We start from the raw sequence: 26,210 nt of genomic DNA, 5'->3' as shown, positions 1-26,210 counted from the left end.
GCATTGCGATGGCCGAAGTCGACACCCCCTATCTCGCCCGTGGCTGGCTGCCGGTGGAAACCCCCAGCAGCGTGCTGGTGTCATCGTCGAAGTACCTGAACAATGCCCGTTTGCGCGACTGGCTGGCGATGATCCTGCTGCGCCGCAACGGTCCGGACATGCCGCCCCAGAGCGAGATGTACGAGTTCCTGCCGATCCTGGAATCGCTGCGCGATCACGATCGGATCGAGGCGCTGTTCACGGCCGAGCGCAAGGAGAATCCGGCGCTGGATGCCTGGTTCCGCGAAGGCTTCGTGTCGCGGTACCGGATCGAGGATTTCGCGCAGTACGCGCCCGGCACGCTTGGCGGCATCTTCCACCAGTGGATCACCCAGGGCAGCTACGAGATCCAGATCGTGCCCTGGTCCGAGCCGAAGACCCAGCTCGAGTTCTTCAACCTGCGCAGCGGCCAGACCCATGACTTCGAACACATCCTGACCGGCGGCGGGTTCAACTTCATGGGGGAACTGGTGCCCTACTGGTACCGCCTGACCAACGTGTTCAAGTTCATCCGCAATCCCGAGCTCGCCGCCGAGGTCAACATGATCCAGATCTTCGGCTCGCTGCGCTACACGGTGCGGACCATGCTGCACTATCCCGAGGTCTGGCCCACCTGCGTCAATGCGATCCAGCGCGGGATGCGGGTGGGGCAGGAAAGCGACGCGCTGTTCATGGCCAGGCTGGAGGACCATTTCCATCTCCCCCTGGCCGAGGCGCGCGCCGCGCTGGGGGTGCGCGGGGCGGTCGATGTCGATACCGACGCCGAAGGGGCGTTCTGGGCCCAGCGCGGTCCCCTGCCCTCGCCCGCGCCGACGATGCAGCCGCTCGCCCCGGCAGAGCCCGCCTGATGGGCACGGGACAGCCCGCCGACCTGGTGATCGCGGGCGGGACCGTGGTCGACGGGACCGGCGCCGAACCCTATGTCGGCGACGTGGCGATCGCCGGAGGGCGGATCGTCTATGCCGGACCGCGCTTCACCGGCCCCGCGCGGGACCGGATCGACGCAGGGGGGCGGATCGTCACCCCGGGCTTCGTCGACATCCACACCCATTACGATGGCCAGGCGGCCTGGAGCGAGGAGCTGTCGCCCAGCTCGTCGCACGGGGTCACCACCGTGGTCACCGGCAATTGCGGCGTGGGCTTCGCGCCGTGCCGCACGGCCGACCACGACGCGCTGATCCGCCTGATGGAAGGCGTCGAGGACATCCCGGGCGTGGTGATGGCGACCGGCCTGCCGTGGACCTGGCAGACCTTTCCCGAATACCTCGCCGCGCTGGAGGCCAAGCCGCGCGACATCGATGTCGCCTGCCTGCTGCCGCACAGCCCGCTGCGCGTCTGGACCATGGGTGAGCGGGCCTTGCGCCGCGAGCCGGCCACTCCGGACGATCTGGCCGAGATGCGCCGGCTGGCGCATGAGGCGCTCGCCGCCGGGGCCATCGGCTTCGCCACCTCGCGGCTGAACATTCATCGGACCAAGGCCGGCGAACTGATCCCCACCTATGGCGCCGACCCCGCTGAACTGGCGGCCATCTGCGAAGCCCTGGGCGAGGCCGGAACCGGGGTGTTCCAGGCCGTGCTCGACGTGCCCTTCGCCAGTTGGGAGGATGAACTGGCCCAGCTGTTCACCGCGGTGGAACGCAGTGGCCGCCCCGCGACCTTCACCTTCGCCCTGGCCAATGGCGGGCCGCGCAACTGGGACGGCGCCCTGGCCATGGTCGATGCCGCCAATGCCCGCGGGCTCGAGATCTGGCCCCAGGTCCTGCCGCGGCCGGTCGGGATGATCTCTGGCTGGGCCCTGTCGACTCACCCGTTCTGCCTGTGCCCATCCTACCAGCCACTCGCCGCACTGCCGCTGGCAGAGCAGTTGCCGACCCTCGCCGACCCGGCCTTCCGCGATCGCATTCTGGCCGAGATGCCGCAGCCGGGGCACCCGCTGGCCATGCTGACCCGCAACTGGGAGTGGATGTTCCCCTTCGGCGATCCGCCCGTCTACGAACCCGCCCCCGACCAGAGCATCGCCGCCCTGGCCCGCGCCCAGGGGCGGAGCTGCGAGGCGGTGGCCTATGACGCGCTGATGGCGCGTGACGGCAACGGGATGATCCTGAACACCCTGGGGAACTTCCATGAAGGGCGGCTCGATACCCTGCTGCCGCTGCTGCGCCGGCCGGACACGGTGGTCGGGCTGGGGGATGGCGGAGCCCACTACGCGGCGATCTGCGACGCCAGCTATCCCACCTTCCTGCTGACCTACTGGGTGCGCGACCGGGCGGGTGAGCGGCTGTCCCTGGCCGAAGCGGTCCATCTCCTCGCCGAGCGCCCGGCGCGGGTCATGCGGCTGGAGGATCGCGGCCGGATCGCCCCAGGCTACAAGGCCGATCTCAATGTGATCGACCTGGCCGCGCTGACACTCCACACGCCCGAGATCCGCTTCGACCTGCCCGGCGGCGGGCGGCGGTTGGACCAAGGCGCGACCGGTTATGTGGCGACCATCGTGGACGGCACGGTGATCCGCCGCGACGACCGGGCCACCGGCGCCCGCCCCGGCCGGGTGGTGCGCGGCGCACAGCCGGTGCCCGCTTTCGTGCCCGCCTGAGGGTGATGTCCGGGATGGGTGGGAAGCGGACGCTGGTCGGATGGGTGGATAGGGTCACCAACAAGACAATCGTACATCACCACACTCCGCTCAGCCTGAGCCTGTCGAAGGCCACGCGCCGCCATCCGCCCCACACGCCTGCTACCCTGCCTCGCGGCGGAACCGCCTCGAACACCCAGTTCAACCGCCGCGCGAGGGCTTCGACAGGCTCAGCCTGAGCGGGGTTTGGTGCGGAAACAGAGCAGGAATCAACGCCCGCTCCCGGGCAAACCCTGTCATCCCAACCCATCCCCCCGCCCCGCCAGGAAGATCGCCACGCAGCGCGAGGCATGGGCCGCGAGCCCAGCCGCATCCGGCAGCGGCAGGCCGACCAGCATGGTGTTGTGCAGCGGTGACAGCGCCATGGCCACGAACAGCATGGTGCGCTCGGTCGAGCCGTCCTCCTCCAGGCCGTGGCGGCGCAGGAACGTGGCCAGCGGGGCGATCATGTAGTCCAGGTGGCCGCGCTGGATCGAGGCCGACAGTTCGGGAAACTCGGCCGCCTCGCGCTGGAACAGGACCCCCATGCCCAGGCTGTCCTCGCGGGTCAGCTCGGTGTGGAGATCGATCACATAGCGTTCCAGCACGGCGCGCAGTCCGCCCGGGTCCAGCAGATCGGGAGACAGTCGCGGGAACCGCTCGGCCCCGATCAGCACGCAGGCGCGGAACAGCGCCTCCTTGTCGCGATGCCAGGCATAGAGGGTGCGCTTGGTGACCCCGGCCGCGGCGGCGACCTCGTCCATGGTGGTGCCGCGATAGCCGCGCCGGACGAAGATGCCGCGTGCCACTTCCAGCAGCCGGGCCTGGCGGAGCCGGGTGCTGTCCGCCGAGGGTCGGCCGCGCCGGGTCGCCCCGGCCGGCCCCGCACCCGATTCCGCACCCGATTCCGCACTTGCCCTAGCCCCTGCCCTCACCCGCGTGCTCTCTCGTCCCCCGGACCGCCTTGCTAAGTACACTGCCGGGTATATTATCGCAACCGGGCCCGCGATTCGAACCAGCCGGGCCGGGAGAGGACGCGGCATGAGCACAGCTGCCGATGAGCCTGCGGTCATGCGTCTCGCGCGGGTCCATGGGCCGGGCGACGTCCGGATCGACCGGGTTCCCGTGCCCTCGCCGGGACCGGGTGAGGTGATCGTGCGGGTCGCAGCCTGTGGCATCTGCGGCAGCGATCTGGGCTACATTGCCCAGGGCAGCCTCGGCGGGGTCGAACCCCTGCGCGAACCGCTGGCGATCGGGCACGAGCTGGCCGGGACGGTCGCGGCGGTCGGGCCGGGGGTGGATGGCATCGCGATCGGCCTGCGCGTCGCGGTCAATCCGGACCGCGCCTTCATCGGCGGCGGCGGGCCCGACGGCGGCATGGCCGATTACCTGCGCGTATCGGCGGCGAAGCTGGGCGACACGCTGTTCGCCCTGCCTGAAGGCCTGTCCTTCGCCGCGGCGGCCCTGGCCGAACCGCTGTCCGTGGCGCTGCACGCGCTGCGGGTGGCCCGGGTTGGCCCGGCCGACCGGGTGGCCGTGCTCGGGGCCGGTCCGATCGGCCTTTCCGCCGTGATCATGCTGCGCCATCTGGGTGTGCAGGACGTGGTGATCTTCGATCGCGTGGCCGAGCGGCTCGACCGCGCCCGCGCGCTCGGCGCAGCGGCCGCGATCGACGTGGGGGAGGAGCCGGCACCGGCCGCCCTCGCCCGCCTGCACGGCGCGGGGGAACGGTTCGGCGCGCCCTGGGTCGGCACCGACGTGTTCGTCGACTGCGCAGGCTCCGGCGCGGCCCTGGCCGAGCTGCTCGGCATCGCGAAGTACCGCGCGCGGGTCGCCGTCGTTGCCCTGCACCACCGGCCGCTCGAACTCGACCTGTTCCGCCTGATGGCCAACGAGATCACGATCGCCGGATCGATCGCCGACAACCGGCCGGTCGAGTTCGGCGAGGCCATCGCCATGCTGGGCGAGCGCGCCATCGATCTCGCTCCGCTGATCAGCCACCGCTATGATTTCGGGCGGTTCGATGAAGCCCTGGCCACGGCGCGCGACCCCGCCCGGGCGGCCAAGGTCATGCTGACCTTCGACATGGCGGCCTGAGCGATGACCGGGTCCGCCCTGCCGGCCATCATCCGCATCGACGACATGGCCGATCCGGCGATTTCGCCCGAGCTGGCCGCGGCGCGCCTCGGCCCGTCCGACTGGCCCGATCGCCTGACCGTAACCGAGGTGCTGGACCGCGCCATGGCCGAGACCGGGCTGTCCGACTTCGGCCCGGACACGGGATTTCGCGAAAGGCTGGCTGTCATTCTCCGGGCCCTGGACGAGGATGCCGGACTGACCCGGGGCGGGCGCATCACCATCCTCCAGGGCGCGGTCCGGGTGATGGCCAACCGGCTGCGGATCGAGGACCTGGTCAAGCAGCATCCCGAGATCCTCGGGATCCCGATCGAGCGGCCCATCGTCATCGCCGGCCTGCCGCGATCGGGCACCACCCACCTGGTCAACTGGTTGTCGCGCGACGACCGGCTGCATGCCCTGACCTTGTGGGAATCCGAAGAGCCGGTCCCCGCGATCGAGGTGGCGCCCGGCGAAATCGATCCCCGGCTGGCCCGATCGGCCGCGGTGTGGGGAGCCTTCGGACGGCTGTTGCCGCACATGGCGGCCATGCACGAAATGGCCGCGACCGACATCCATGAAGACAACGAACTGATGTTCATGGACATGAACTGCTATAACTGGGAGTTCCAGAGCCGCCTGCCGCGCTGGATCGACCACTACCTGGCCCACGATCGCCGGGTGTCCTACGCTTACGAAAAGAAGGTGCTGCAGGTCATCACGTGGTATCGCGGCGACCGCGGCCGCGATCCGGAGCGGATGCGGCGGCGGTGGCTGCTCAAGTCCCCCCAGCACATGGAGAACCTGGCCGCGATCAAGGCGGTGTTCCCCGATGCGACGATGGTCATCACCCATCGCGATCCGGTTGACGTGCTGCGGTCACTGACGACGATGCTGGGCTACTCCGACCGCATCCGCCGTGACCCGACCGATCCCCCCGGACTGGCCCGGCACTGGGCCGGACGGATCGAGCGCCTCCTGCGCGAATGCGTGGCCCAGCGCGATGTCTGGGGGCCGGACCAGTCGATTGACGTGCTGTTCCATGACTACATGGCCGATCAGGAGGGCATGGCGCGACGGATCTACGCGCTTGCCGGGCTCGACCTGCCCCCCGCGACCGAGGCGAAGCTGCGTGGCTATCTGGCCGAGAACCCGCGCCATGCCGCGGGCAAGGTGATCTACGACCTGGAGGGAACCTTCGGCTCCGATGTGGCCGCGCTGCGCCGGCAGTTTGCCTTCTACTACGATCGTTTCCCGGTCGAGCAGGAGGGCTGATCCATGACCGACGATCCCGCCGCAACCGAACCGGCCCGCACCATCGCGCGGGAGCGCCTGCTGTCCGGCCAGGCCTGGGACGATTTCTGCGATACGCTGAAGGTGGCGGGGCGCCACATCGCCCAGGTCGAGGGTCCGCTGTCCGATCTGGACCGGGCCGAATGGTACCGGTTCATGACCCGGCTGGCCCGGTCGAGCATGGAGCGCCTGCTCGAGAACGCCGAGCCGACCCGGCCCCGGCTGCGCGACATGGTCTGGCGCCAGTCGATCAACGTCCAGACGGTCGATCAGGACCACCTGATGTGCCAGTTCGATGCGGCGCGGGACTATCGGATCACCGGCACACGCGGGACGATCCCCTATTTCGTCATGGCGGTGCTGACCTGCCCGGCCCCGGCCGTGGCCGGCGCCGAGGACTGGGCCACGCAGGGCGCGGCCGGGCTGGCGCGGTTCGATCCTGCCAACCTCAAGACCACCGGCTTCCTCCACTCGGGCCAACTGCGGGTGGAAGCCGACGGAACCTTCGCCATCGTGCTCTCCCAGAACGATCCCGGGCCGGGCCACAACTGGCTGCGGCTGCTGCCCGAGAGCAACTCCATCCTGATCCGCACCGTCTGGGGCGATCGTGTCACCGAGACCGCGCCCGCCTTCACCATCACCCGGATGGACGGGGCCGCGCCCGAGCCGGTCACGCCCGAGCTGATCGCCGACGGGCTTGCCTGGACCGCCCAGGCCGTGCTCGGCTATGCCGAGCTGGTCCGCAACTGGTGGCAGGGCAGCCAGGGCAATTTCGCCGCGCGGCTCAACCGGCTCGACTACAGCCGGGCCCAGTACCTGTCGAACGGCGGCGTGCCGGATCGCCATGTCGCCTTCGGGGGTTGGGAAAAGGGCCTCGACGAAGCCCTGGTGCTGGAATTCACCCCGCCACCCTGCGAGTACTGGAACTTCCAGTTGTGCAACATCTGGCAGGAAAACCTCGACACGTTCGAGGATGGCAACGGCTGGATCAACAACCGCCGCCATGTCGCAGAAGCCGACGGGACGGTGCGGGTGATCATCGCCGAGCGCGATCCTGGGCTGGGAGGCAACTGGATCGACAGCTATGGCCACGAACGGGGCATCTGGGGTCTGCGGTTCGTCCAGACCCCGGCCACCGCCCCGGTGCGGTTGTGGCGGCTGCCGCTGGCCGAGCTGGCCGCGCGCGGCCCGGCCGCGCTCGATCCCGCCGCGATGGTCCGGACCGGGGCGTTCATCGACTGATGGCGCTCGGTCCCGCCTCGCTGGTCTTCTGTTCGCCGCCGATGGCCCACGTTCCCCTGCTCGAGCGGATCGGCGCGGTCGCCGCTGCCGGGTTCGACGCGCTCTCGCTCCAGCCCGGGGACGTCTGGGCGCTCGAAGCCGCGGGCATGAGTGCCGGCGAGATCGCCCGGCGCATTGCTGACGCCGGATTGCAGGTGGCCGAGATGGATTGCACCGCCAACTGGATGGCCCGGCAGGACACGGCCGGCTGCCGGGTGCCCGAACTGGACACGCTGCTGCGGGGCCTGACCGCCCGCCGCGTGGTCGAAACCGCGGCGCGGATCGGCGCGCGGTCGGTCGCCGCGATCGACTTGTCCCCCACCCCGCCCAGCCTTGACGAGGCGGCCGAGGGCTTTGCCGCCCTGTGTGATCTGGCCGCGGAGCACGGGCTGAAGGCCCATATCGAATTCCTGCCGGTCAGCGCGATCGCCACCCTGGGCGAGGCCTGGGCGATCGTTTCTGCCGCCGGACGCGGCAATGGCGGGCTGACGATCGATGCCTGGCATCTGTTCCGCAGCGGATCGACCCTGGCCGATCTGGCGGCGATCCCGGGCGAGCGCATTCACACCGTCCAGCTCTGCGATGCGCCGGCGGCGGGGCCCCCGGACCTGTGGGCCGAACTGATGACCGGGCGATTGCTGCCCGGCGAGGGTGAGCTCGATCTGGCGGGCCTGGTCAGCACGCTCGACGCGATCGGCAGCACGGCCCCGATCGGGGTGGAGGTGTTCCATGCCCGCCAGGCCGGGCAGGCTCCCGAGGAGGTCGCCCGGGCCTGGGCCGGGACAACGCGGGCACTGCTTGCCCAGGTGAGGGGAGAAGCATGACGGATACACCAATCGCAGCCCCCATCGGCGCGGTCGTGGTCGGCACCGGCTTCGGCCTGTTCACCCATGTCCGCGCGCTGCGCGAGGCCGGCTTCGATGTTCGCGCGATCATCGGGCGCGATCTGGACAAGACCCGCCGCCGGGCCGCGCCGCTGGACATCCCACTGGCCGCCAATGACCTGCCCCGGGTTCTGGCCGAGGATCCGGCGATCCGGCTGGTGACCGTGGCCACCCCGCCCCATGCCCACCACACCCCGGTGATGCAGGCGATCGCGGCGGGCCGCCACGTGGTCTGCGAAAAGCCCTTCGCCCGCGATCTGGCCCAGGCCCGCGAGATGCGCGCCGCGGCCGAGCAGGCCGGGATCGTCCATGCGCTGGGTGCCGAGTTCCGCTTCGACAGCGCCCAGGCGCTGCTCGCCCGGGTGGTCCGTGCGGGTGCCATCGGCCAACCGTTGATGTTCCACCGCATCTACCAGCAGCCCGGCGGCGACCAGAGCGAGCCGCTGGCGGACTGGTGGACCGATGCCGCGCAGGGTGGCGGGTTCCTGGGGGCGTTCGGCACGCACATGATCGACCAGGCGCTGACCACCCTGGGCCCGATCGCACGGGTCAGCGCGGTGCTGCGCAAGCTGGCGACCGGGCGGCCGACGCAGACCTCGGACGATTACTATACGCTGCAGTTCCAGACCGCTGGCGGATGCATGGGCCTGATCGAGGCCGCGCTGTGCTTCCCGGGCCCCTTCGTGATGTCGACCAAGGTCGCCGGCAGCCACGGCGCGGCCTGGATCCAGTCGGGCGCAGCCTTTGGCGATCCGGAACAGGTGTGGCTGCAGGATGCCGCCGGGGCGCGGCAGGTCGAGATGCCCGCCGAGCTGGTCAACCCGCCGCCCGCGCCCTTTCCGATCAGCGAGCTGGTCCAGACCGAGATGGACCGCTGGCACAGCCAGGGCTTCGACGTGGCGCCCTATGCCAAGCTGTTCGCGCAGGTGCGGGCCCGGATCGAGGGCCGATCGCCGCCGCTGCCCGATCCCTTCGGCACCTTTGCCGATGCGGTGGCGGGACAGGCCGTGCTCGATGCGGCGCGGCGATCGGACGCGGAACGGCGCTGGGTGGAGGTGGAGCAGGACTGATGGGACCCAAGCATGACTTTGCCGGGGCTCATGTCCTGGTCACCGGTGGCACGAGCGGGATCGGCGCGGCCACTGCGGCGGGCTTTCGCGCGGCCGGGGCCGAGGTGACGATCACCGGGACCCGGGGCAGCGCGGCCGACTATGACGCGGACCTGTCGGGCTACCGCTATCTCCAGCTCGACGTGGAGCAGCCCGCGCAGATCGACGCCGTGGCCGCCGCGCTGCCCCGGCTTGACGTGCTGGTCAACAGCGGCGGCTTCGCCCTGCCCTCGATCGGGCTCGACGAGTGGGAACCCGACGTGTTCGACCGGGCGGTGCGGATGCTCCTCAACGGCACCTTCCGCATGGCCCGGCGCAGCGTCGACCTGCTGGCGGACAGCACGATCCCCGGAGGCGGTTCGGTGATCGCGATCGCCTCGATGAGCAGCTTCTTCGGCATCCCGATCGTGCCGGGCTATGGCGCCGCCAAGACGGGGCTGGTCGGGCTGACCCGGACCATGGCGGCGCAGTGGGGCGCCCGCGGGGTCCGGGCCAACGCCGTGGCGGCCGGGCTGACCCGCAGCCGGATGACGGCCGGGACCTTCGCCGAGGAGGCCTGGACCGCCCCGATGCTGGCCCGCACCCCACTCGGCCGGCTGGGTGAGCCCGAGGACATTGCCCAGGCGATCCTGTTCCTGGCCAGTCCGGCGGCGAGCTGGATCACCGGGCAGACCCTGGCCGTGGACGGCGGCTATACGATTTCCGGCTGACGCGCTGCGCCGCCGCTGGGTTCAGTCGTCGAGCTGGGGCGCCCAGGCAACCCCGTTGATGTGCCCGCCGCCATCGACGAACAGCGTGTTGCCGGTGACATAGCGCGCATCCTCGCTGGCGAGGAAGGCGGCGACCGGGCCGATGTCGGCCTCGGGATCGCCCATCCGGCCCATCGGATTGGCCGCCTCGATCGCCTCGATCATGCCAGGCTGCTGGGCCATCACCCGCCGCATCGAATCCGCCAGCGCCGCCGGGCAGATGATGTTGCAGCAAATGCCGTAAGGCGCCCATTCGCGCGCGGCGGTGCGGGTCAGGGCCCGCAGGCCCTCCTTGGCGACATTGTAGTCGGCCGTACCGATATGGGCATTGACCCCGTTGAGCGAGGCGATGTTGACGATCCGGCCCCAGCCCTGCGCCTTCATGTGCGGCAGCGCCGCCCGCATCGCCCATTGCGCGGCATAGACCCCGAAGCGCAGGGCGAGATCGAACTGATCGTCGGTCTTGTGTTCGATCCGCTGCTGCCCGCTGCCGCGCCACGCGTTGTTGACCAGGATATCGACCGGCCCGGCCGCCGTCATCATCGCCTCGACGCTGGCGCGATCGGTCACGTCGGTCGGGATGAACCGGGCTGTCCCGCCGCGCGCGCCGATCTGCTCGACACACGATTCACCCAGTGCCGGATCGAACTCGGCCACCACCACGGCCGCGCCCTCGGCAGCGAAGCGCAGGGCAATGCCCCGCCCGATTCCACCGCCGCCTCCGGTGACGACGGCGGTGCGTCCAGCCAGCCTGTTCCCACCCATCGCTCAACCCCTTTCCCTTCCGCAAATGGCAAATGCTCTGCGAATTGTTCTGCTTGTTTGCGTATACTTTACCCGGGCGTGGCCCACAACAAACCCGATCCCCGCTAAGCCGGTCAGCCTTCCCCGCCGGGGCCGACATGGTTCGCCGCCGATCCGAGCAGCACCCGCACCAGATCACCCTGGCGGTTCACCCCGGTCTTGGCGAAGATCGCCTGTAGCTGGGATCGCGCGGTGTTGCGGGTGATGCCCAGCGCCAGGGCCGCCTCGTCCAGGCCCTCGCCATCGGCCAGGCGCGTGGCCAGCCGCGCCTCGGCCGCGGTCAGCCCGAACAGCGCGGCCAGATCGCCCGGGGGCAATGTCGCCGGTTGGGCGGGATCGCGCACGATCACCACCGCGGTGCGGCGCAGCGGGGCGCTGACCGGCCAGTACGGCGGGCCGGGCCGGACGATCAGGGTCAACCGCGCCGCCCCGACCGGATCGGCCAGAGCAACCGAGCAATGGCAGGCGGGATCCAGCCGGGGAGCCTGCGCCCGGGCCATCGCCGCCACCGCGGCGCGCAAGGCGGCCTGATCGGCCGAGGTGGAGGCAACCAGCCGGCCGTCACGCAGGCGCAGCAGGTCGGTCCGGGCCATGATCGTCCGCGCCGTGGCATTGGCCGACAGGACCGTGCCATCCGCGGTCACCACCACGACACCGATGCCGCTCGCCTCCAGCACATATTCCGCCACCAGCCGCGCCCGTTCCGGCTGGGCGATTACCCCGTAGAGCGGGAGCGCGCGAGAGAGATCGGGCGCCAGCGCGGCGAGCAGGTCCATGACCCCCAGCTCATCCCACCCTTTCGGCGCGGCCGGGGCCTCCAGCACCAGCCAGGCGCTCATCCCGTCCGGCAAGGGCACGCGCAGGCCGAGCGCCGGCCCCCCGCGACCCGTGCCGACGATCCGTTGCGGAGCCAGCTCGCCCATGCCCTCCAGCGCGACCAGATCGGGCAGAGGCGGGCCATGCCCGCTTCCGGAGCCATCCTCGCCGCCGATCACCGCGGTTTCGTCCGCGCCGGTTCCGCCCCGGATCACCAGGGCCACACCGCCCGCACCGCTCACCCGCGCCAGCTCGGCCCGAAAGCGCGTCCAGATCGGTCGCTCGGCGAGGCCCGCGAAGAGCAGGTCGACAAGATGCCGGGTGTCGGGGGCGACGCGGTCGATCGGCATGGCAAGGCAGCCTAGGGCGGATTCACCGGGGGGCAAGCGGCAATCGAGCTGCGCATAAGGCAGTCTATGGCTACATGAGGCTGCTATTTGCGAAGCAAGGTAGCCGGAATCGGTACGATGCTGTTGCCCCAACAGGACGCTCGTGGCACCCTTGCACTCACCGCTGGTACAAGCGGGTGGGAGACGAGAACCATGGCAGCCATCCCGGACACGTCGCAAACCAGTGGCGACGCCGTCCTGACCCCGAAGCAAGGCCTGCTGATGCTGGGCGGGGTGATCGTCGCGGTCGCCGGCCTGGTCGCCATCGGCATGATCCTGAAGCTGACCGCGCTGTATGGCGGGTTCCTGTTCGTGCTCTACTGGACCGGTCTGGGCCGGGCCGCGCCGGACCAGTTCTGGCCCGCGCTGCTCGGCGCCCAGGGCGGGATCGCCCTCGCCTGGAGCTTTACCGGTCTCCCGGCACTGCTGGGACCGGTTCCGGGCATGGCAGTGGCCCTCGCGCTGGTCCTGTTGGCGGTCTACCTGCTGCTCCTGCACCGCGCCCGATGGGTGGTGAACCACGCCATGATGCTGTTCCTGACCGTCGGGGCGATCCCGGCGCTGATGGATGGGGCCACCCTGTCGCAGATGTCACGCGCCGTGGTCGTCACCGCGGCCTATGTCGGGGCGCTCGTCCTGGCCGGCCGCCGGCTCGCCGGGCGGCGGGCCTGAAGCCGCGTACCCGCAAGGCGATGATCGTGCCCCTGCCCCCTCGCCCCTGACCGCACCGCGCCGGCGCGCCGGCCCCTTCGATGAGGATGCTCCCGATGACCGATACGCCGTTCGATCCCCGCGCCGATGTCGGCAGCCTCGAGGCGGTCTGGCGCCGGTTCTGCGCCGAACTGGCAGAGGCCGGCGCGGTGCTCAGCCGCGAGGCCACGCCGACCACCGCGCTCGATCAGGCCGAAGGGCTGCGCTACCTCAGCCGCCTCGCGCGGACCTCACTCAACATGCTGGTGGACAGCGCCGATCCGGACTTTCCCCGGCTATTCCTGCTTTGCGACGACAAGCTGAAGATCGGCGCGGACAATCCCGACAACCTCTACCAGCAATGCGTGGTGCGGGGTGACCGGACCTATCGCATCACCGGCCGGCGCAATTCGGTTCCGTACTTCTCGATCGGCAGCAAGGCCAATCGCTATGCGATCGACGGGACCATGGTTTCGACCGGCGAAATCGAGTTCGCCGACATGGCGTTCGGTCCGGATGGGACCTTCGAGATCATCGTCAGCCGCGAGCCGCAGCCGGGCAACTGGCTGCCCATGGCGGACGACACCACCTTGCTGATCGTCCGCCAGACCTTCGACGACAAGCGCACCCAGGTCCCCGCCGACATCCGGGTGGAACGGATCAGCCCCGGCCCGGCCGCACCGGCCCTGCTCACCCCGGCGCAGATCGAAGAGCAGTTGCTGGCCTCGGCCGCCTGGACCCGCGGCACGGCCAACACCTTCGCCACCTGGTCCGAATGGTTCAAGAGCCAGCCCAACCGGATCTACGACGCACCGCAGGAGTTCTTCCAGAAGGCCGGCGGCGATCCGAACATCTGGTATGGACACCTGTACTTCGATCTCCAGCCCGGGGAAGCGCTGGTCATCGAAACCCCGGTTCCTGCCTGCCGCATCTGGAACTTCCAGATCGACAACTGGTGGATGGAATCGCTCGACCACGTCCACCAGAAGGTGTGGGTCAACAACGCGATGGCCCGCTACGAACCGGACGGCAGCGTGGTGGTGGTCTGCGCCGATGCCGACCCGGGCTTCGGCAACTGGATCGATCTTGCCGGGCACCGCAGCGGGACCGGGCTGTGGCGCTGGATCAACGCGGCGGAGCCCGTCGTGCCGCAGGTCCGGGTGGTCAAGCTCTAGGGCGCACGACAATCGAGTGGCGCGTTTTGGCCGGGCCATTTATGTGCAATATCCGTTTATGGAGAGCCAAAAAACGTCACCTGCGCAGATTATTTGGCTTTGAAATCCGCAAAGCCACGTTCTAGAGTGCATCCCGCAACGCCGGCACAGGTTGATTCGGCGGGGAGAGCGCAGCAATGACGGCAAGGCCGCAGCCACGGGCGACCAGCGCATGAGCGCGGCGACCCTCGATCCGGTGTTCGTCGAGGTCACGGCCCCGGGCAGCCCCTTCGAAGTGGGCGAGCGCGGTGGGCTGCGCCAGTTCGTCAACGCCCCGGACGATCTGAACCACCTGATCGAAAGCGCCCGCCGCTTCGGCGAGCGGACCTGCGTGGTCGATTTCGACAGCGACGGGGCCGAGCGCCGTCTCACCTTCACCCAGTTCTTCGACTGGCGCGACCAGCTTGTGCCCATGCTTCACGCCCACCGCGGCGAGCGTGTGGCGATCTGCATGCGCAACCGTGCCGAATGGCTGGTCGGCTTCCTCGCGATCATGCGCGCGGGCGGGATTGCCGTGCTGATGAACAGCCGTGCGTCCGGCCCCGAGCTGGTGGCCATGCTCGAGGACACGGCCCCGGCCGTGGTGCTGGTCGATGCCGAACGCGGCCAGGCGATCCGCGCGGCGGGCTGGCAGGGGCGGATGCTCGACCTGACCCACCCGTTCGATCCGGACGAGATCGCCCGCCGCAGTGCCGGGCCGGTCAGCGCGCACGAGGACGCGGCAGGCGATGACCCCTGCACGATCCTGTTCACCTCGGGCACGACCGGCCGGGCCAAGGGCGCGGTGCTGAGCCACCGCAACATGATCACCGGGCTGCTCAACACCCAGCTCTCCGGGATGATGGTGCTGCACAACATGGCCCGCACCATGGGCCTGCCGGTGGAGACGCTGATCGCCAACCTGCCCCAGGCCGCCTCGCTGCTGGTCTATCCGCTGTTTCACGTCTCGGGCCTGATCTCGGCCTTCCTGTCGCCCTTCCTTGCCGGGTCCAAGGTGGTGGTGATGCGGCGCTGGGATGCCCAGGAGGCGGTCCGCCTGATCGCGCGCGAGGGCATCAGCCTGTTCAGTGCCGTGCCCGCGATGCTGTGGGACCTGCTGCACCGCGCCGAGCTGAGCGACGTCGACATCGCCAGCCTGCGCAACATCGGCAGCGGCGGGCAGGCCCTGCCGGTCAATCTGGTCGAAGCGGTCCATGCGATGTGCCCGCAGGCGCAGATCGGGACCGGCTATGGCATGACCGAATGCACCGGCGCCATCGCCCAGTCGGTTGGCCCGGACTTCATGCGACGCCCCGCGGCGGCGGGCCGGGTGCTGCCCCTAGTCGATGCGCGGATCGAGGACGCCGATGGCCGGGTGCTGGGCACCGGCGAGCTCGGCGAGATCGTGGTGCGCGGGGCGCAGATCATGCTGGGCTACTGGAACCGCCCGGAGGATACCGCCGCCGTGCTGAGCCCCGACGGCTGGCTGCGCACCGGCGACGTCGGGCTGATCGACGAGGAAGGCTATGTCTTCATCGTCGACCGCAAGAAGGACATGGTCATTTCCGGCGGCGAGAACATCTATTGCGCCGAGGTCGAGCGGGCCCTGGGCGAACTGCCGCAGATCCGCGAATGCGCCGCCTTCGGCATTCCCGACGAGCGGCTGGGCGAACGGCTGGTCGCCGTGGTCGTCGCCGAGGGGATCGGCGAGGATGAGGTGATCGAGTGGGTCGCCCAGCGTCTCGCCCGCTACAAGGCCCCGGCCCGGGTGGCGTTCAGCGCCACGACCCTGCCGCGCAACGCCGTGGGCAAGGTCGACAAGAACATCCTGCGCCCGGCCTGGCCAACCCTTATCGGAGAACAATGACATGGCAATGCCCAAGGACATCGGGATCATCGACTGCATGCTGGGCATCCCGGAGGCGGAGGACCGTTCCGACTGGTTCACCAGCTTCCGCCCGCTGATCAAGGACGCGCAAACGCTGCAGCAGTTCTCCATGCCGGCGCAGTACATGTTCAAGGACGTGCCGCAGACCGGCCATGCCGACGACTACGTCCAGTGGACCGTCGCGCAGATGGACGCTCATGGTATCGACAAGGCGCTGGTCGGCTGGAACGACAACCAGACCTCGCGCCGGGCCAAGGAGATGTACGGCGACCGGTTCTTCTTCGATCTGCCGATCGACCCCAACAAGGGCATGGAGGAAGTCCGCCGGATCAAGCGGATCCACGCCGAGGTCGGGCTTTCGGCGGTCTCGTGCTTCCCCGCCGGGACGCTGCCGCAGGTGGCGATCAACCACAAGTACATGTTCCCGATCTATGCCGCCTGTGTCGAGCTCGACCTGCCGATCATGCTCAACGTCGGCATCCCCGGCCCCCGCATCCCGATGGAGACCCAGAAGGTCGAGCATCTCGACGAGGTCTGCTGGTTCTTCCCGGACCTGAAGATCGTGATGCGGCACGGCGCCGAGCCGTGGGAGGCGCTGGCGGTCAAGCTGATGCTGAAGTGGCCGAACCTGTACTATTCGACCAGCGCCTTCGCGCCCAAGCACTATCCGAAGGCGATCATCGACTACGCCAACACCCGCGGCGCCGACAAGGTGCTCTACGCCGGCTATTTCCCGATGGGGCTCAGCCTGGACCGGATCATGAGCGACATGCAGCACGTGCCGCTCAAGGACGAGGTCTGGCCGAAGTTCCTGCGCGACAACGCGCGGCGGCTGTTCAAGCTGTAAGCGGAGCAACGGCGTGACGGGGCTTCTGGCGGGCAAGGTGGCGATCGTGACCGGGGCGAGCCGTGGCATCGGCGCCGCGATCGCCCGGCGCTTTGCCGCCGAGGGCGCCAGAGTGGCGCTGGTCGCCCGCACCGCCGCGCCGGGCGGCGCGCTGCCCGGGTCCCTTGCGGAGACCGTGGCGGCGATCACCGCGGCGGGGGGCGAGGCCCTGACCATCCCGGCCGATCTCGTCAGCGCCGAGGATCGCGCGCGGATCGTGCCCGCCACGGTCGCCCGGTTCGGTCGGCTCGACATCCTGGTCAACAACGCCGCCTGGGCGCGCTTCGTGCCGATCTGGGAGGCCCAGCCGCGCCACTTCGACCTGGCTTTCCAGATGAACCTGCGCGCGCCGCAGGACCTGTCGCAGGCGGCCTTGCCGCATCTGCGCGCGGCAGGAGCGGGGTGGATCCTCAACATTTCCAGCGCCACGGCCGATTGCCCGCCCCCGGCGCCGTGGGACGAACAGGATCGCGCCACGGCCTTCAACCGTGATGGCCATGCCACGCTTTACGGGACCAGCAAGGCGGCGCTTGACCGGCTGACCGCCGGCTGGGCGGTCGAGCTCTCGCGCGAGCCGATCGCGGTCAATGCCCTGGCCCCGGTCGGCGCCGTGGCGAGCGAAGGGGCGCTGGCGGTGGGCGGCTGGGACCAGCGCGACCATCTGGAACCGGTCGAAGCCATGGCCGAGGCCGCTCTGCAACTGTGCCACCGGCCCGCGTCCGAGCTCAGCGGCCAGATCGTGCGCAGCCTGCCGCTGCTGGCGCGGCTCGGCGTGGCGGTTCGGACGCTGGACGGACGCGCGCCGCTGGCCGCGCCTGAGCCGGCCTGACGGGAAGCGCCGGTCATGCCCCAACCCACTTTCTTTGCGTGCGAAGCCGGGAAGTCTGCTTCATTCTCAACGCTTTTCCGGACGGGCAAGACAACCCGGCCCGCCCGGAAATGCCCCGCGCCCCGCGCGGGCATGGCTCTGGAGTCCTTGCCATGACTGCACCTGAAACCGCCCCCGCACTCGCTGACTCGGCCCCGGCCGCTGCGGCCACCGACGCCCGCACCGCGCCTGTCGCCGTCTGGCAGATTCTCGAGAAGCTGAAGGGCCAGGACCTGATCGACTGGCGGGTGGCCCCGGTCGAGGGCCGCGCCTCGATCGAGGAGCGCAACCTCGACATCGGCTTTCCCTTCGGCTGGTACCCGATCGAGCTGTCGGCCAAGCTTGCCGTGGGCGAGGTCAAGCCGCTCCGCTATTTCGCCAGGGACCTGGCGATGTGGCGCGGCGAGGACGGCCAGGTGCGGATCATCGATGCCTACTGCAAGCACCTGGGCGCGCACATGGGCCACGGTGGCAAGGTCCATGGCAACCTGCTGGAATGCCCGTTCCACGCCTGGCGCTATGACGGCGAGGAAGGCGTGGTCCAGGAGATACCCTATTCCAAGGTGATCCCGCCGCAGGTCAAGCGCCGCTGCACCACCACCTACCCGGTGAGCGAGGCCAACCGCTGGATCTGGATGTGGTATCACCCCGAAGGCGCCGCGCCGTTGTGGGAGGTGGCCCACCTGCCCGAGTGCGCCGATCCCGAATGGACCGATTTCGACGTGTTCGAATGGAAGGTCTACGGATCGATCCAGAACATGGCCGAAAACGGGGTCGACGTGGCCCACTTCAAGTACATCCACGGCACGGCCAATGTCCCGCTGGGCGACCTGCGCTGGGGCGAATGGGGCCGCGGTGCCGACGTGAAAGCCAAGATGGGCACGCCCTGGGGCGAGGTCGACGGCCAGATCAGCTATGACACGATGGGGCCGGGGCAGAGCTGGACCCGCTTCACCGGCATCTGCGAGACGCTGCTGGTGGCCTGCATCACCCCGGTCGAGCTCGACGTGGCGCACACCCGGTTCTGCTTCACCCAGCCCCGCAGCCAGGCGGAAGGCGAGCGCGCCGGGCTGGCCCGGGCGATCATCCGCGACATCTGCAAACAGTATGATCAGGACAAGGTCGTGTGGGATCGCCAGAAGTTCCAGCCCGACCCGATCATCTGCGCCGGGGACGGTCCGATCGCCGACTTCCGCAAGTATTACGCGCGCTACTATGTCGAAGGCCAGGGCAAGCCTGCCCACCTGGTGAAGGGCTGAACCGATGGCAACCCGACGCGAGGTGATCGCCGGTGCCGCCGCCGGGGCCGCGGCCATGGCCACCGGGACGACCGGCGCGGCCCGTGCCGCACCGGCCACCACCGGCCTGCTCGACGCCCACGACGCACTGGGCCTGGCCGATCTGGTCCGGCGCCGCAAGGTGTCTCCCGCCGAGCTCATCGACGCGGCGATCGGGCGGGCCGAAGCGCTCAACCCGCGCTACAACTTCATGGCGCAGGTGCTCTACGACCGGGCCCGCAAGGCGGTCTCGGCCGGCTTGCCGGACGGGCCGTTCCGCGGCGTGCCGTGGCTGATCAAGGACCTCAACACCCATATCGCGGGCGAACTGAGCGAGGGCGGCAGCCGCTTCTACAAGGGCAACCGCGCGGCGGTCAGTTCCGAGCTGGTGCGGCGGATCGAGGCCGCGGGTTTCGTGATCTTCGGCAAGACCACGACTCCCGAGTTCGGCCTGACCCCGACCACCGAGAACAAGCTGAACGGCGACACCCGCAATCCGTGGAACCCGGCCCACACCACCGGCGGATCGTCCGGCGGAGCGGCGGCGGCCGTGGCGGCGGGCGTGCTGCCCGCGGCCCATGCCACGGACGGCGGCGGTTCGATCCGCATTCCCGCGGCATGCTGCGGGCTGTTCGGCCTCAAGCCGAGCCGCGGGCGCGTGCCGATGGGGCCCGGCCGCACCGAAGGCTGGGGCGGCCTGTCCGCTCACCATGCGGTGACCCGCAGCGTGCGCGACAGCGCCGCGATCCTCGACGCCACCTGCGGGGTCGAACCCGGATCGCGCTATGGCGCGCCGGGGCCGGAGGGCAGCTTTCTGGCGCAGGTCGGCAAGGCGCCGGGCGCCCTGCGGATCGCCCTGATGGTCACGCCGTTCACCGGCAGCCCGGTCGATCCGGCCGTGGCCGAGGCGACCCGCGCCGCCGCCCGGCTGTGCGAGAGCCTGGGCCACCACGTCGAGGAAGCAGCCCCGACATTCGACATGGCCGCCCTGGGCTTTGCCTCCTTCGCGATCATTGGCGCCTCGGTGGCGGCCGACGTGACCGACCGGGCCAAGGCGACCGGGCTCGATCCGGCGCAACTGCTCGAACCGATCACCCAGGGCTTCGTCGAATACGGCAAGCGCTTCACCGCGATGGACTATGCCCGCGCCAACAACACCTTCCAGCAGGCGGCCACGACCATGGCCGGGTTCCTGACGCGCTATGACGTGATCCTCTGCCCGACACTCGCCGCCCCACCCTTGCCGCTGGGCCGGGTCAACCTGACCCCGGACTGCGATTTCGAGACCTGGGGCCGCCGCGCGGCAGGCTTTGCACCCTACACCCAGATCGCCAACTTCACCGGCCAGCCGGCGATGTCGCTGCCGCTGGCGATGTCGCCCGACGGGCTGCCGATCGGCATCCAGTTCCTGGGCCGTTATGGCGAGGAGGCCCTGCTGTTCCGCCTCGCCGGACAGATCGAACGCGCCGCACCCTGGGCCGGACGCCGCGCCCCGATCGCCTGAACCGGTTGGCCTGAGGTGGCGAGTGCTCTGCCACCTCAAAACTGCAACGGTTTGAGTTGGAGTTTTCGGCCTCAGGCTTCCTTGGCCGGGCAAGGAGGCGGGGCATGAAGGGCATCGAGGTTCACGGATGCGCAGAAAGCGTTCGTCCTTAACCAGGTCGAGGCCGGAACGGCCCGAATCCCCCTCAAACCCGCCGAAAACGGCGACTCAAAAGGCAGATTTCATGTGTCGCTAATCACTCCAGCGGCGGGGCGCCCGATCGTTTGGCCAGGTGGAGCACGACATGGGAATTGACGCTCTCGATCACCGGGGCCTTGACGGTCAGGGTGTCGATGAAGTCGCGCAGTTCGGTGGTGTCGTGCAGGCAGAGCGAGGCATAGTAGTCGATCCGGCCGCTGACCTCGCCCGCTTCGGTGACGCGCGGGTCGGCGCAGAGTGCGGTTTCGAGCACGCGGAAGTCCTCGGGCGAGTGACGTGACAGGGTGATCTCCAGCAGCACCCGCATGGTCGGGCGCAGCTGATCGAGGCTGAGCTCGGCCCGGTAACCGGTGATGATGCCTTCGCGCTCCAGCCGCTTGTGCCGCATCAGGCAGGCCGAGGGCGACAGGCCGACCTCCTCGGCCAACCGCGCATTGGTGATTCTGCCGTCCCGGCGCAGCACCGCAAGGATCTTCCGGTCGATCGCATCAATGTTCGACAGAGCCATGGCTGAACCGAATATCCTTCGTCACGGGCCGCCAAAATAAGCAGCACATTCGTTGAATATTCAACGATACCACAACAATGAACAGAACCATCGCCCATTCGTCCGCTGGTTCCCTCGGCCCGTCGCTGCGCGCGCCTGCCGCGGCTTGGCATGCCCTTGCCGGCTGGCACGTCCGCCCCGCGCGCCTCGACGATCTCGACGGACTGGTCGCCCTGGCCGAGGCCGCCGATCCCGGGATGACCAACCTGCCCGCCGACCGCGAGGCCCTGGCCCGCCGGATCGAGCGATCGCGCGAGGCCTTCGCCGCCAATCTCACCGCGCCGGTCAACGAGCATTACCAGCTCGTGCTCGACAATGGCGCCGGCGAGGTCGTCGGCACGGCCTGCATCCTGTCGCGGATCGGGCAGACCTGGCCGTTCTATTCGTACAAGCGCACCCAGGTGGTGCATCACAGCCCGACGCTGGACGTCCGCCATCCCCATGAACTGCTGCAGATCACCAACGATCTGGGTGGGGCGACCGAGGTGGCCGGGCTGTTCCTGCACCCGGCGATCCGCACCAGCGGCGCGGGTCGCCTGCTGGCGCGCAGCCGCTACCTGTTCATCGCGATGCACCGCCACCGCTTCGCCGAGACCACCATCGCCGAGCTGCGCGGCTGGGTCGCGCCCGGCGGCGGCACCCCGTTCTGGGACGCGCTGGGCCGCAACTTCTTCAACATGAGCCTGTGGGAGGCGGACCGTTACTGCTCGCTCCACGGCAACCAGCTTATCGCCGATCTGATGCCCAAGTACCCGGTCTACGTGTCGATGCTGCCCGAGGCGGCGCGCAATGCGGTGGGCCGGGTGCACGATTCGAGCGCGCCGGCCCTGCGCCTGCTCGAGCTGGAGGGCCTGCGTTTCACCGGCCACGTCGACATCTTCGACGCCGGCCCCTCTGTCGAATGTCCGACCGACCAGTTGCGCACGCTGGTCGAAGGACGCCATGCGACGGTGGCCGAGACCGGTGACCCCGCCGCGAGCACAGCGACCCTGCTCGCGGCGGGGCAACTTGATTCCTTCCGGTGCTGGATCGACCACGCCGCGCCCGGCGAGGACGGCGACGAACGCCTGCGTCTGGCCGGGACCTCGGCCGGACTCGTCGGCGCGGGCGACACGGTGTTCCATGTCGCGCTTTGAACTGGAATCGCGCGATCCCTGCACCGGCGAGGTGATCTGGCACGGAGCGCCGGGCGATGTCGGCCGCGCCGTGGCCGCCGCCCGCACCGCCTTGCCGGGCTGGGCCGGCCGCCCCTTCGCCGAGCGCGCCGCCATCGCCACCGCCTATCGCGACGTGCTGCGCGAACGGGCCGAGGACCTGGCCGCACTGATCGCGCGCGAGACCGGCAAGCCCTTGTGGGAGGCCCGGACCGAGGCGGCGGCCGTGATCGGCAAGATCGACATTTCGATCGCCGCTTACGAAGCCCGCACCGGCACGCGCGAGACCCCGCTGGACGGGATGCGCCAGGCGGTGCGGCACAAACCCCACGGTGTCTTGGCCGTGCTGGGCCCCTACAACCTGCCTGCACACCTGCCGAACGGCCACATTGTCCCCGCGCTGCTGGCGGGCAACGCGGTGGTGTTCAAGCCATCGGAACTAACCCCGGCCTGCGGCGTCTTCCTGGCCGACTGCTGGACCGCGGCGGGCCTGCCCGAAGGCGTGCTCAACCTAGTCCATGGCACTGGCGAGACCGGCCGCCAGCTGGCGGCTCATCCCGATTTGGACGGGTTGCTGTTCACCGGCTCGGCCGCCACCGGCCAGTTGCTCGCCCGGCAGTTCGCCGAAACCCCGCACAAGACCCTGGCGCTCGAACTGGGCGGCAACAATCCGCTGATCGCCTGGGATTTCGGCGAGGCGGTCGAGGCGGCGGCGGAGCTGGTGGTCCAGTCGGCCTACATCACCGCGGGCCAGCGCTGCACCTGCGCGCGGCGGCTGATCGTGGCCGATCATGCGGCCGATGCGCTGATCGCAGCGCTGACCGGGCTGATCGACCGGCTGATCGTCGATGCCCCCTTTGCCACGCCCGAACCGTTCATGGGCCCGGTGATCGACAACCGCGCCGCCGACCGGCTGCTCGATGCGGCCGCCCGGCTGGAGGCGCGCGGCGGTCGCACCATCCGCGCCCTGACCCGGATCGTGCCCGAGCGTCCGTTCCTGCGCCCTGGACTGGTCGACGTGACCGGGCTGACCCTGGCCGACGAAGAGCATTTCGGCCCCCTGCTCCAGGTGACCCGAGTGCCCGACTTCACCGCCGCGATCGCCGCAGCCAACGCCACCCGCTTTGGCCTGGCCGCCGGACTGATCGGCGGGGACGAGGCGCTGTATCGGCGCTTCTGGGCAGAGACCCGGGCGGGCGTGGTCAACTGGAACCGCCCGACCACCGGAGCGGCCTCCAACGCCCCGTTCGGCGGGGCCGGACTGTCGGGCAACAACCGCCCGAGCGCCTGGTACGCAGCGGACTATGTCGCCTGGCCGGTCGCCAGCCTCGAGGCGCCGAGCATCGAACACAGCCCAATCCGCGGGCTGGGCGCCGGGCCCGGGCAATGAGCGCGATCGAGATCAACTTCGACGGGCTGATCGGGCCCAGCCACAACTATGCCGGGCTCAGCCTGGGCAATGTCGCCAGCGCGAGCAACGCCGGCGCGGTCTCGCGTCCGCGCGAGGCGGCGCTGCAGGGCCTGGGCAAGATGCGCCGGCTGATGGACCTGGGACTGGTCCAGGGCTTTCTGCCGCCGCAGCGCCGCCCGCACTGGCCGGTGCTGCAGCGGCTGGGCTTCCGCGGCAGCGCGGCCGAGGTCTGCGCCGCAGCCTGGCGTGCCGATCCGGGCCTGCTCGCCCGGGCGATGTCGGCCTCGGCCATGTGGACCGCCAACGCCGCGACCGTGTCACCCGCCGCCGACAGCGGTGACGGGCGCTGCCACCTGACCGTCGCCAACCTGGCGAGCATGGCCCACCGCAGCATCGAGGCCGAGGACACGCACCGCGTCCTCGCGCGGGTTTTCGCCGATCCGCGCCACTTCGCGGTCCATGCCCCGGTTCCCTCCAGCTATGGCGACGAGGGCGCGGCCAACCACATGCGCATGGCCCGCCAGCACGGCGCGCCGGGAATCGAGCTGTTCGTCTATGGCGAGGCCCGGCCCGGAGGCTTTCCCGCCCGCCAGGACCGGCGCGCGAGCGAGGCCGTGGCGCGGCTCCACGGGCTGGACCCGGCCCGCACCTGCTTCATCGCGCAGAGCCGGGCCGCGATCGACGCCGGGGCCTTTCACAACGATGTCGTGGCGGTGGCCAACGAAGGCGTGCTGCTGGTCCACGAGCAGGCGTTCGAGGACCAGCCGGGCGTCCTGGCCGAGATCCTCCGCAAGCTGCCAGAGGCAGTGATCGTCGAGGTCCCCGTGGCGGAGGTCTCGCTGGCCGACGCGATCGGGTCCTACCTGTTCAACTCGCAGATCGTCACCCTGCCCTCCGGCGAGATGGCGCTGGTCGTCCCGGCCGAGACGCAGGACTGCGCGCCGGTGAAGGCCTGGCTCGACCGTTTCATCGGCGGCAACGGTCCGGTCGGCCGGCTCGAGGTGATGAACGTGCGCGAGTCCATGCGCAACGGCGGGGGCCCGGCCTGCCTGCGGCTGCGCGTGGTGACCGATGAAGCGGGCCGGGCGGCGATCGATCCGGCCTTCCTGCTCGACGCGCCGCGCTGGGAACAGCTCCACCGGCTGGTCGAGGCGCACTGGCCCGAAACGATCGACCCGGCCGAGCTGGGCCAGGCTGACGTCTGGCAGGCCTGGGGCGCGGCCTATGACGCGCTCGACGCCTGGATCGGGCCGCAACCTTGAGCCTGGCGCCCGGCGAGCGCGAGGCCCTGCACGGGCTGGCCGATCAGGGTGAGGCCATGCTGGCGCAGGTCCTGGCCCTGGCCGAGATCAATTCGGGCAGCCGCAATCTGGCCGGGCTGAGCACAGTGGCGGATCGGCTCGCCAGCCTGTTCGGCACGCTCGGCCCGGTCACGCTGCGCGATCCCGCCCCGGTCGACGCGGTGACCCCCGCAGGCGAGACGGTGCCGCTGGCCCTGGGGCGCAATCTCCACCTGTCGGTCCGCCCCGAGGCCCCCGTGCGCGTGCTGCTGACCGGGCACATGGACACGGTGTTCGGTCCCGAAGATCCCTTCCAGACCTGCCGCCGGATCGATGCGACCACGATCAACGGCCCGGGCGTGGCCGACATGAAAGGCGGGCTGGTGGTGATGCAGGCGGCACTGAGCGCGCTGGAGCGATCCCCCTTCGCCGCCCCAATCGGCTGGGAAGTGGTGATCAACAGCGACGAGGAAATCTCGTCCCCCGGCTCGGCGCCCCTGCTGCTCGAGGCGGCCGGGCGGGTGCGCGCCGCGCTGACCTTTGAACCGGCCCTGCCCGATGGCACCCTGGCCGGCGCGCGCAAGGGCAGCGGCAATTTCTCCGCCGTGGTGCGCGGCCGCGCCGCCCATGCCGGGCGCAACCCGGAACAGGGCCGCAATGCGCTGGTCGCGGCGGCGGACCTTGCGCTGGGTCTGGCTCGGCTCGACCTACCCGGTGTTTCGATCAACCCGGCACGGATCGACGGCGGCGGCCCCAACAACGTCGTCCCCGATCTGGCGGTGCTGCGCTTCAATGTGCGGCCGGCCGATCATGCCGGGCAACACGCCGCCGCCCATGCGATCGACGCCCTGGTCGTCCGGATCGCCGCCGCGCACGAGGTGACGATCGACCTCCACGGCCACTTCGCCCGCCCGCCCAAGCCGATGGATGCGCGGCAGAGCGCCCTGTTCGGGCTGGTGCGGGACTGCGGTTCGGACCTTGGACTCACGATCGGCTGGCGCGACACCGGCGGGGTCTGCGATGGCAACAACCTCGCGGCGGCAGGCCTGCCGGTGGTCGATACCATGGGCGTGCGTGGCGGGGCGATCCATTCCGCCGACGAGTTCCTCTGCACCGACAGCCTGGTGGAGCGTGCCCAACTGGCGGCGCTGGTGCTGATGCGGCTGGCCCGGGGCGCACCGCTGCCCACAGGCTGACCGGTCCCCCGTTTTTCGGCAACTCCAC

The 26,210-nt window shown here is 70.1% G+C and carries 23 protein-coding genes; 19 read left to right on the top strand and 4 right to left on the bottom strand.

Annotation, left to right across the window (positions count from 1 at the left end):
* The first annotated feature begins 8 nt into the window (after nt 1-8).
* Nucleotides 9-887 carry a Coq4 family protein gene (locus tag H7F49_RS00805; RefSeq protein ID WP_185681653.1) on the top strand — a complete coding sequence of 293 codons (879 nt, stop codon included), beginning with the start codon at nt 9-11 and terminating at the stop codon, nt 885-887.
* Complete coding sequence (locus tag H7F49_RS00800; protein ID WP_185681652.1) at nt 887-2,632, top strand: N-acyl-D-amino-acid deacylase family protein; 1,746 nt, start codon at nt 887-889, stop codon at nt 2,630-2,632. The genes H7F49_RS00805 and H7F49_RS00800 overlap by 1 nt, the downstream gene beginning before the upstream one ends.
* A gap of 275 nt (nt 2,633-2,907) precedes the next feature.
* Here the strand turns inward: H7F49_RS00800 and H7F49_RS19435 are convergent, their stop codons facing one another.
* Entirely contained in the window at nt 2,908-3,459 is a 552-nt protein-coding gene (locus H7F49_RS19435; RefSeq protein WP_328806418.1) for a TetR/AcrR family transcriptional regulator, read from the bottom strand.
* A gap of 232 nt (nt 3,460-3,691) precedes the next feature.
* On the opposite strand from H7F49_RS19435, the gene H7F49_RS00790 reads away from it, so the two are divergent.
* The 6 genes from H7F49_RS00790 to H7F49_RS00765 are packed head-to-tail and all read left to right on the top strand — an operon-like array spanning nt 3,692 to nt 10,042.
* Entirely contained in the window at nt 3,692-4,747 is a 1,056-nt protein-coding gene (locus tag H7F49_RS00790; protein WP_235981501.1) for a zinc-dependent alcohol dehydrogenase, read from the top strand.
* 3 nt (nt 4,748-4,750) lie between these two features.
* Complete coding sequence (locus H7F49_RS00785; RefSeq protein WP_185681650.1) at nt 4,751-6,040, top strand: sulfotransferase family protein; 1,290 nt, start codon at nt 4,751-4,753, stop codon at nt 6,038-6,040.
* Nucleotides 6,041-6,043: 3 nt separating this feature from the next.
* A complete protein-coding gene (locus tag H7F49_RS00780) occupies nt 6,044-7,300 on the top strand; it encodes a DUF1214 domain-containing protein (RefSeq protein ID WP_185681649.1) in 1,257 nt (418 codons plus the stop codon).
* A complete protein-coding gene (locus H7F49_RS00775) occupies nt 7,300-8,163 on the top strand; it encodes a sugar phosphate isomerase/epimerase family protein (RefSeq protein WP_185681648.1) in 864 nt (287 codons plus the stop codon). The genes H7F49_RS00780 and H7F49_RS00775 overlap by 1 nt, the downstream gene beginning before the upstream one ends.
* Nucleotides 8,160-9,293 carry a Gfo/Idh/MocA family protein gene (locus H7F49_RS00770; protein ID WP_185681647.1) on the top strand — a complete coding sequence of 378 codons (1,134 nt, stop codon included), beginning with the start codon at nt 8,160-8,162 and terminating at the stop codon, nt 9,291-9,293. Before H7F49_RS00775 ends, H7F49_RS00770 begins: the two co-directional genes overlap by 4 nt.
* The gene (locus H7F49_RS00765) at nt 9,293-10,042 is read left to right on the top strand and encodes an SDR family NAD(P)-dependent oxidoreductase (RefSeq protein ID WP_185681646.1); all 750 of its coding nucleotides are present in this window, start codon (nt 9,293-9,295) and stop codon (nt 10,040-10,042) included. The genes H7F49_RS00770 and H7F49_RS00765 overlap by 1 nt, the downstream gene beginning before the upstream one ends.
* A 21-nt stretch (nt 10,043-10,063) precedes the next feature.
* Here the strand turns inward: H7F49_RS00765 and H7F49_RS00760 are convergent, their stop codons facing one another.
* Both H7F49_RS00760 and H7F49_RS00755 read right to left on the bottom strand, forming a co-directional pair.
* The gene (locus H7F49_RS00760; protein WP_185681645.1) at nt 10,064-10,846 is read right to left on the bottom strand and encodes an SDR family NAD(P)-dependent oxidoreductase; all 783 of its coding nucleotides are present in this window, start codon (nt 10,844-10,846) and stop codon (nt 10,064-10,066) included.
* Between the two features lie 113 nt (nt 10,847-10,959).
* The gene (locus H7F49_RS00755; RefSeq protein WP_185681644.1) at nt 10,960-12,051 is read right to left on the bottom strand and encodes a helix-turn-helix transcriptional regulator; all 1,092 of its coding nucleotides are present in this window, start codon (nt 12,049-12,051) and stop codon (nt 10,960-10,962) included.
* A gap of 192 nt (nt 12,052-12,243) precedes the next feature.
* On the opposite strand from H7F49_RS00755, the gene H7F49_RS00750 reads away from it, so the two are divergent.
* The 7 genes from H7F49_RS00750 to H7F49_RS00720 all read left to right on the top strand — a co-directional run bounded on the left by H7F49_RS00750 (nt 12,244) and on the right by H7F49_RS00720 (nt 20,396).
* Nucleotides 12,244-12,762, top strand: a complete 519-nt coding sequence (locus tag H7F49_RS00750; RefSeq protein ID WP_185681643.1) for a hypothetical protein — start codon at nt 12,244-12,246, stop codon at nt 12,760-12,762.
* A gap of 95 nt (nt 12,763-12,857) precedes the next feature.
* The gene (locus H7F49_RS00745; RefSeq protein WP_185681642.1) at nt 12,858-13,955 is read left to right on the top strand and encodes a DUF1214 domain-containing protein; all 1,098 of its coding nucleotides are present in this window, start codon (nt 12,858-12,860) and stop codon (nt 13,953-13,955) included.
* Nucleotides 13,956-14,166: 211 nt separating this feature from the next.
* The gene (locus tag H7F49_RS00740; RefSeq protein ID WP_185681641.1) at nt 14,167-15,840 is read left to right on the top strand and encodes a class I adenylate-forming enzyme family protein; all 1,674 of its coding nucleotides are present in this window, start codon (nt 14,167-14,169) and stop codon (nt 15,838-15,840) included.
* A gap of 1 nt (nt 15,841) precedes the next feature.
* Complete coding sequence (locus H7F49_RS00735; protein WP_185681640.1) at nt 15,842-16,708, top strand: amidohydrolase family protein; 867 nt, start codon at nt 15,842-15,844, stop codon at nt 16,706-16,708.
* A gap of 13 nt (nt 16,709-16,721) precedes the next feature.
* Nucleotides 16,722-17,576: an SDR family NAD(P)-dependent oxidoreductase gene (locus tag H7F49_RS00730; protein WP_185681639.1), complete on the top strand. Its 855-nt coding sequence runs from the start codon at nt 16,722-16,724 to the stop codon at nt 17,574-17,576.
* A 152-nt stretch (nt 17,577-17,728) separates the two neighbouring features.
* Nucleotides 17,729-18,874, top strand: coding sequence for a Rieske 2Fe-2S domain-containing protein (locus tag H7F49_RS00725; protein WP_185681638.1), 1,146 nt, complete (start codon nt 17,729-17,731; stop codon nt 18,872-18,874).
* A gap of 4 nt (nt 18,875-18,878) precedes the next feature.
* Nucleotides 18,879-20,396, top strand: a complete 1,518-nt coding sequence (locus H7F49_RS00720; RefSeq protein ID WP_185681637.1) for an amidase — start codon at nt 18,879-18,881, stop codon at nt 20,394-20,396.
* 235 nt (nt 20,397-20,631) lie between these two features.
* Here the strand turns inward: H7F49_RS00720 and H7F49_RS00715 are convergent, their stop codons facing one another.
* The gene (locus H7F49_RS00715; RefSeq protein ID WP_185681636.1) at nt 20,632-21,102 is read right to left on the bottom strand and encodes an Lrp/AsnC family transcriptional regulator; all 471 of its coding nucleotides are present in this window, start codon (nt 21,100-21,102) and stop codon (nt 20,632-20,634) included.
* Nucleotides 21,103-21,179: 77 nt separating this feature from the next.
* On the opposite strand from H7F49_RS00715, the gene H7F49_RS00710 reads away from it, so the two are divergent.
* The 4 genes from H7F49_RS00710 to H7F49_RS00695 are packed head-to-tail and all read left to right on the top strand — an operon-like array spanning nt 21,180 to nt 26,182.
* A complete protein-coding gene (locus H7F49_RS00710) occupies nt 21,180-22,277 on the top strand; it encodes an arginine N-succinyltransferase (protein WP_185681635.1) in 1,098 nt (365 codons plus the stop codon).
* Complete coding sequence (gene astD, locus H7F49_RS00705; protein ID WP_185681634.1) at nt 22,264-23,685, top strand: succinylglutamate-semialdehyde dehydrogenase; 1,422 nt, start codon at nt 22,264-22,266, stop codon at nt 23,683-23,685. Before H7F49_RS00710 ends, astD begins: the two co-directional genes overlap by 14 nt.
* A complete protein-coding gene (locus H7F49_RS00700; protein ID WP_185681633.1) occupies nt 23,682-24,968 on the top strand; it encodes an N-succinylarginine dihydrolase in 1,287 nt (428 codons plus the stop codon). The genes astD and H7F49_RS00700 overlap by 4 nt, the downstream gene beginning before the upstream one ends.
* Nucleotides 24,965-26,182, top strand: coding sequence for a hydrolase (locus tag H7F49_RS00695; protein ID WP_268958919.1), 1,218 nt, complete (start codon nt 24,965-24,967; stop codon nt 26,180-26,182). Before H7F49_RS00700 ends, H7F49_RS00695 begins: the two co-directional genes overlap by 4 nt.
* The last annotated feature ends 28 nt before the right edge of the window (nt 26,183-26,210 follow it).

The organism is Novosphingobium aerophilum (assembly GCF_014230305.1).
GTDB classification, from domain to species: Bacteria; Pseudomonadota; Alphaproteobacteria; order Sphingomonadales; family Sphingomonadaceae; genus Novosphingobium; species Novosphingobium aerophilum.
This window is presented reverse-complemented; position numbering and strand designations above follow the sequence as displayed.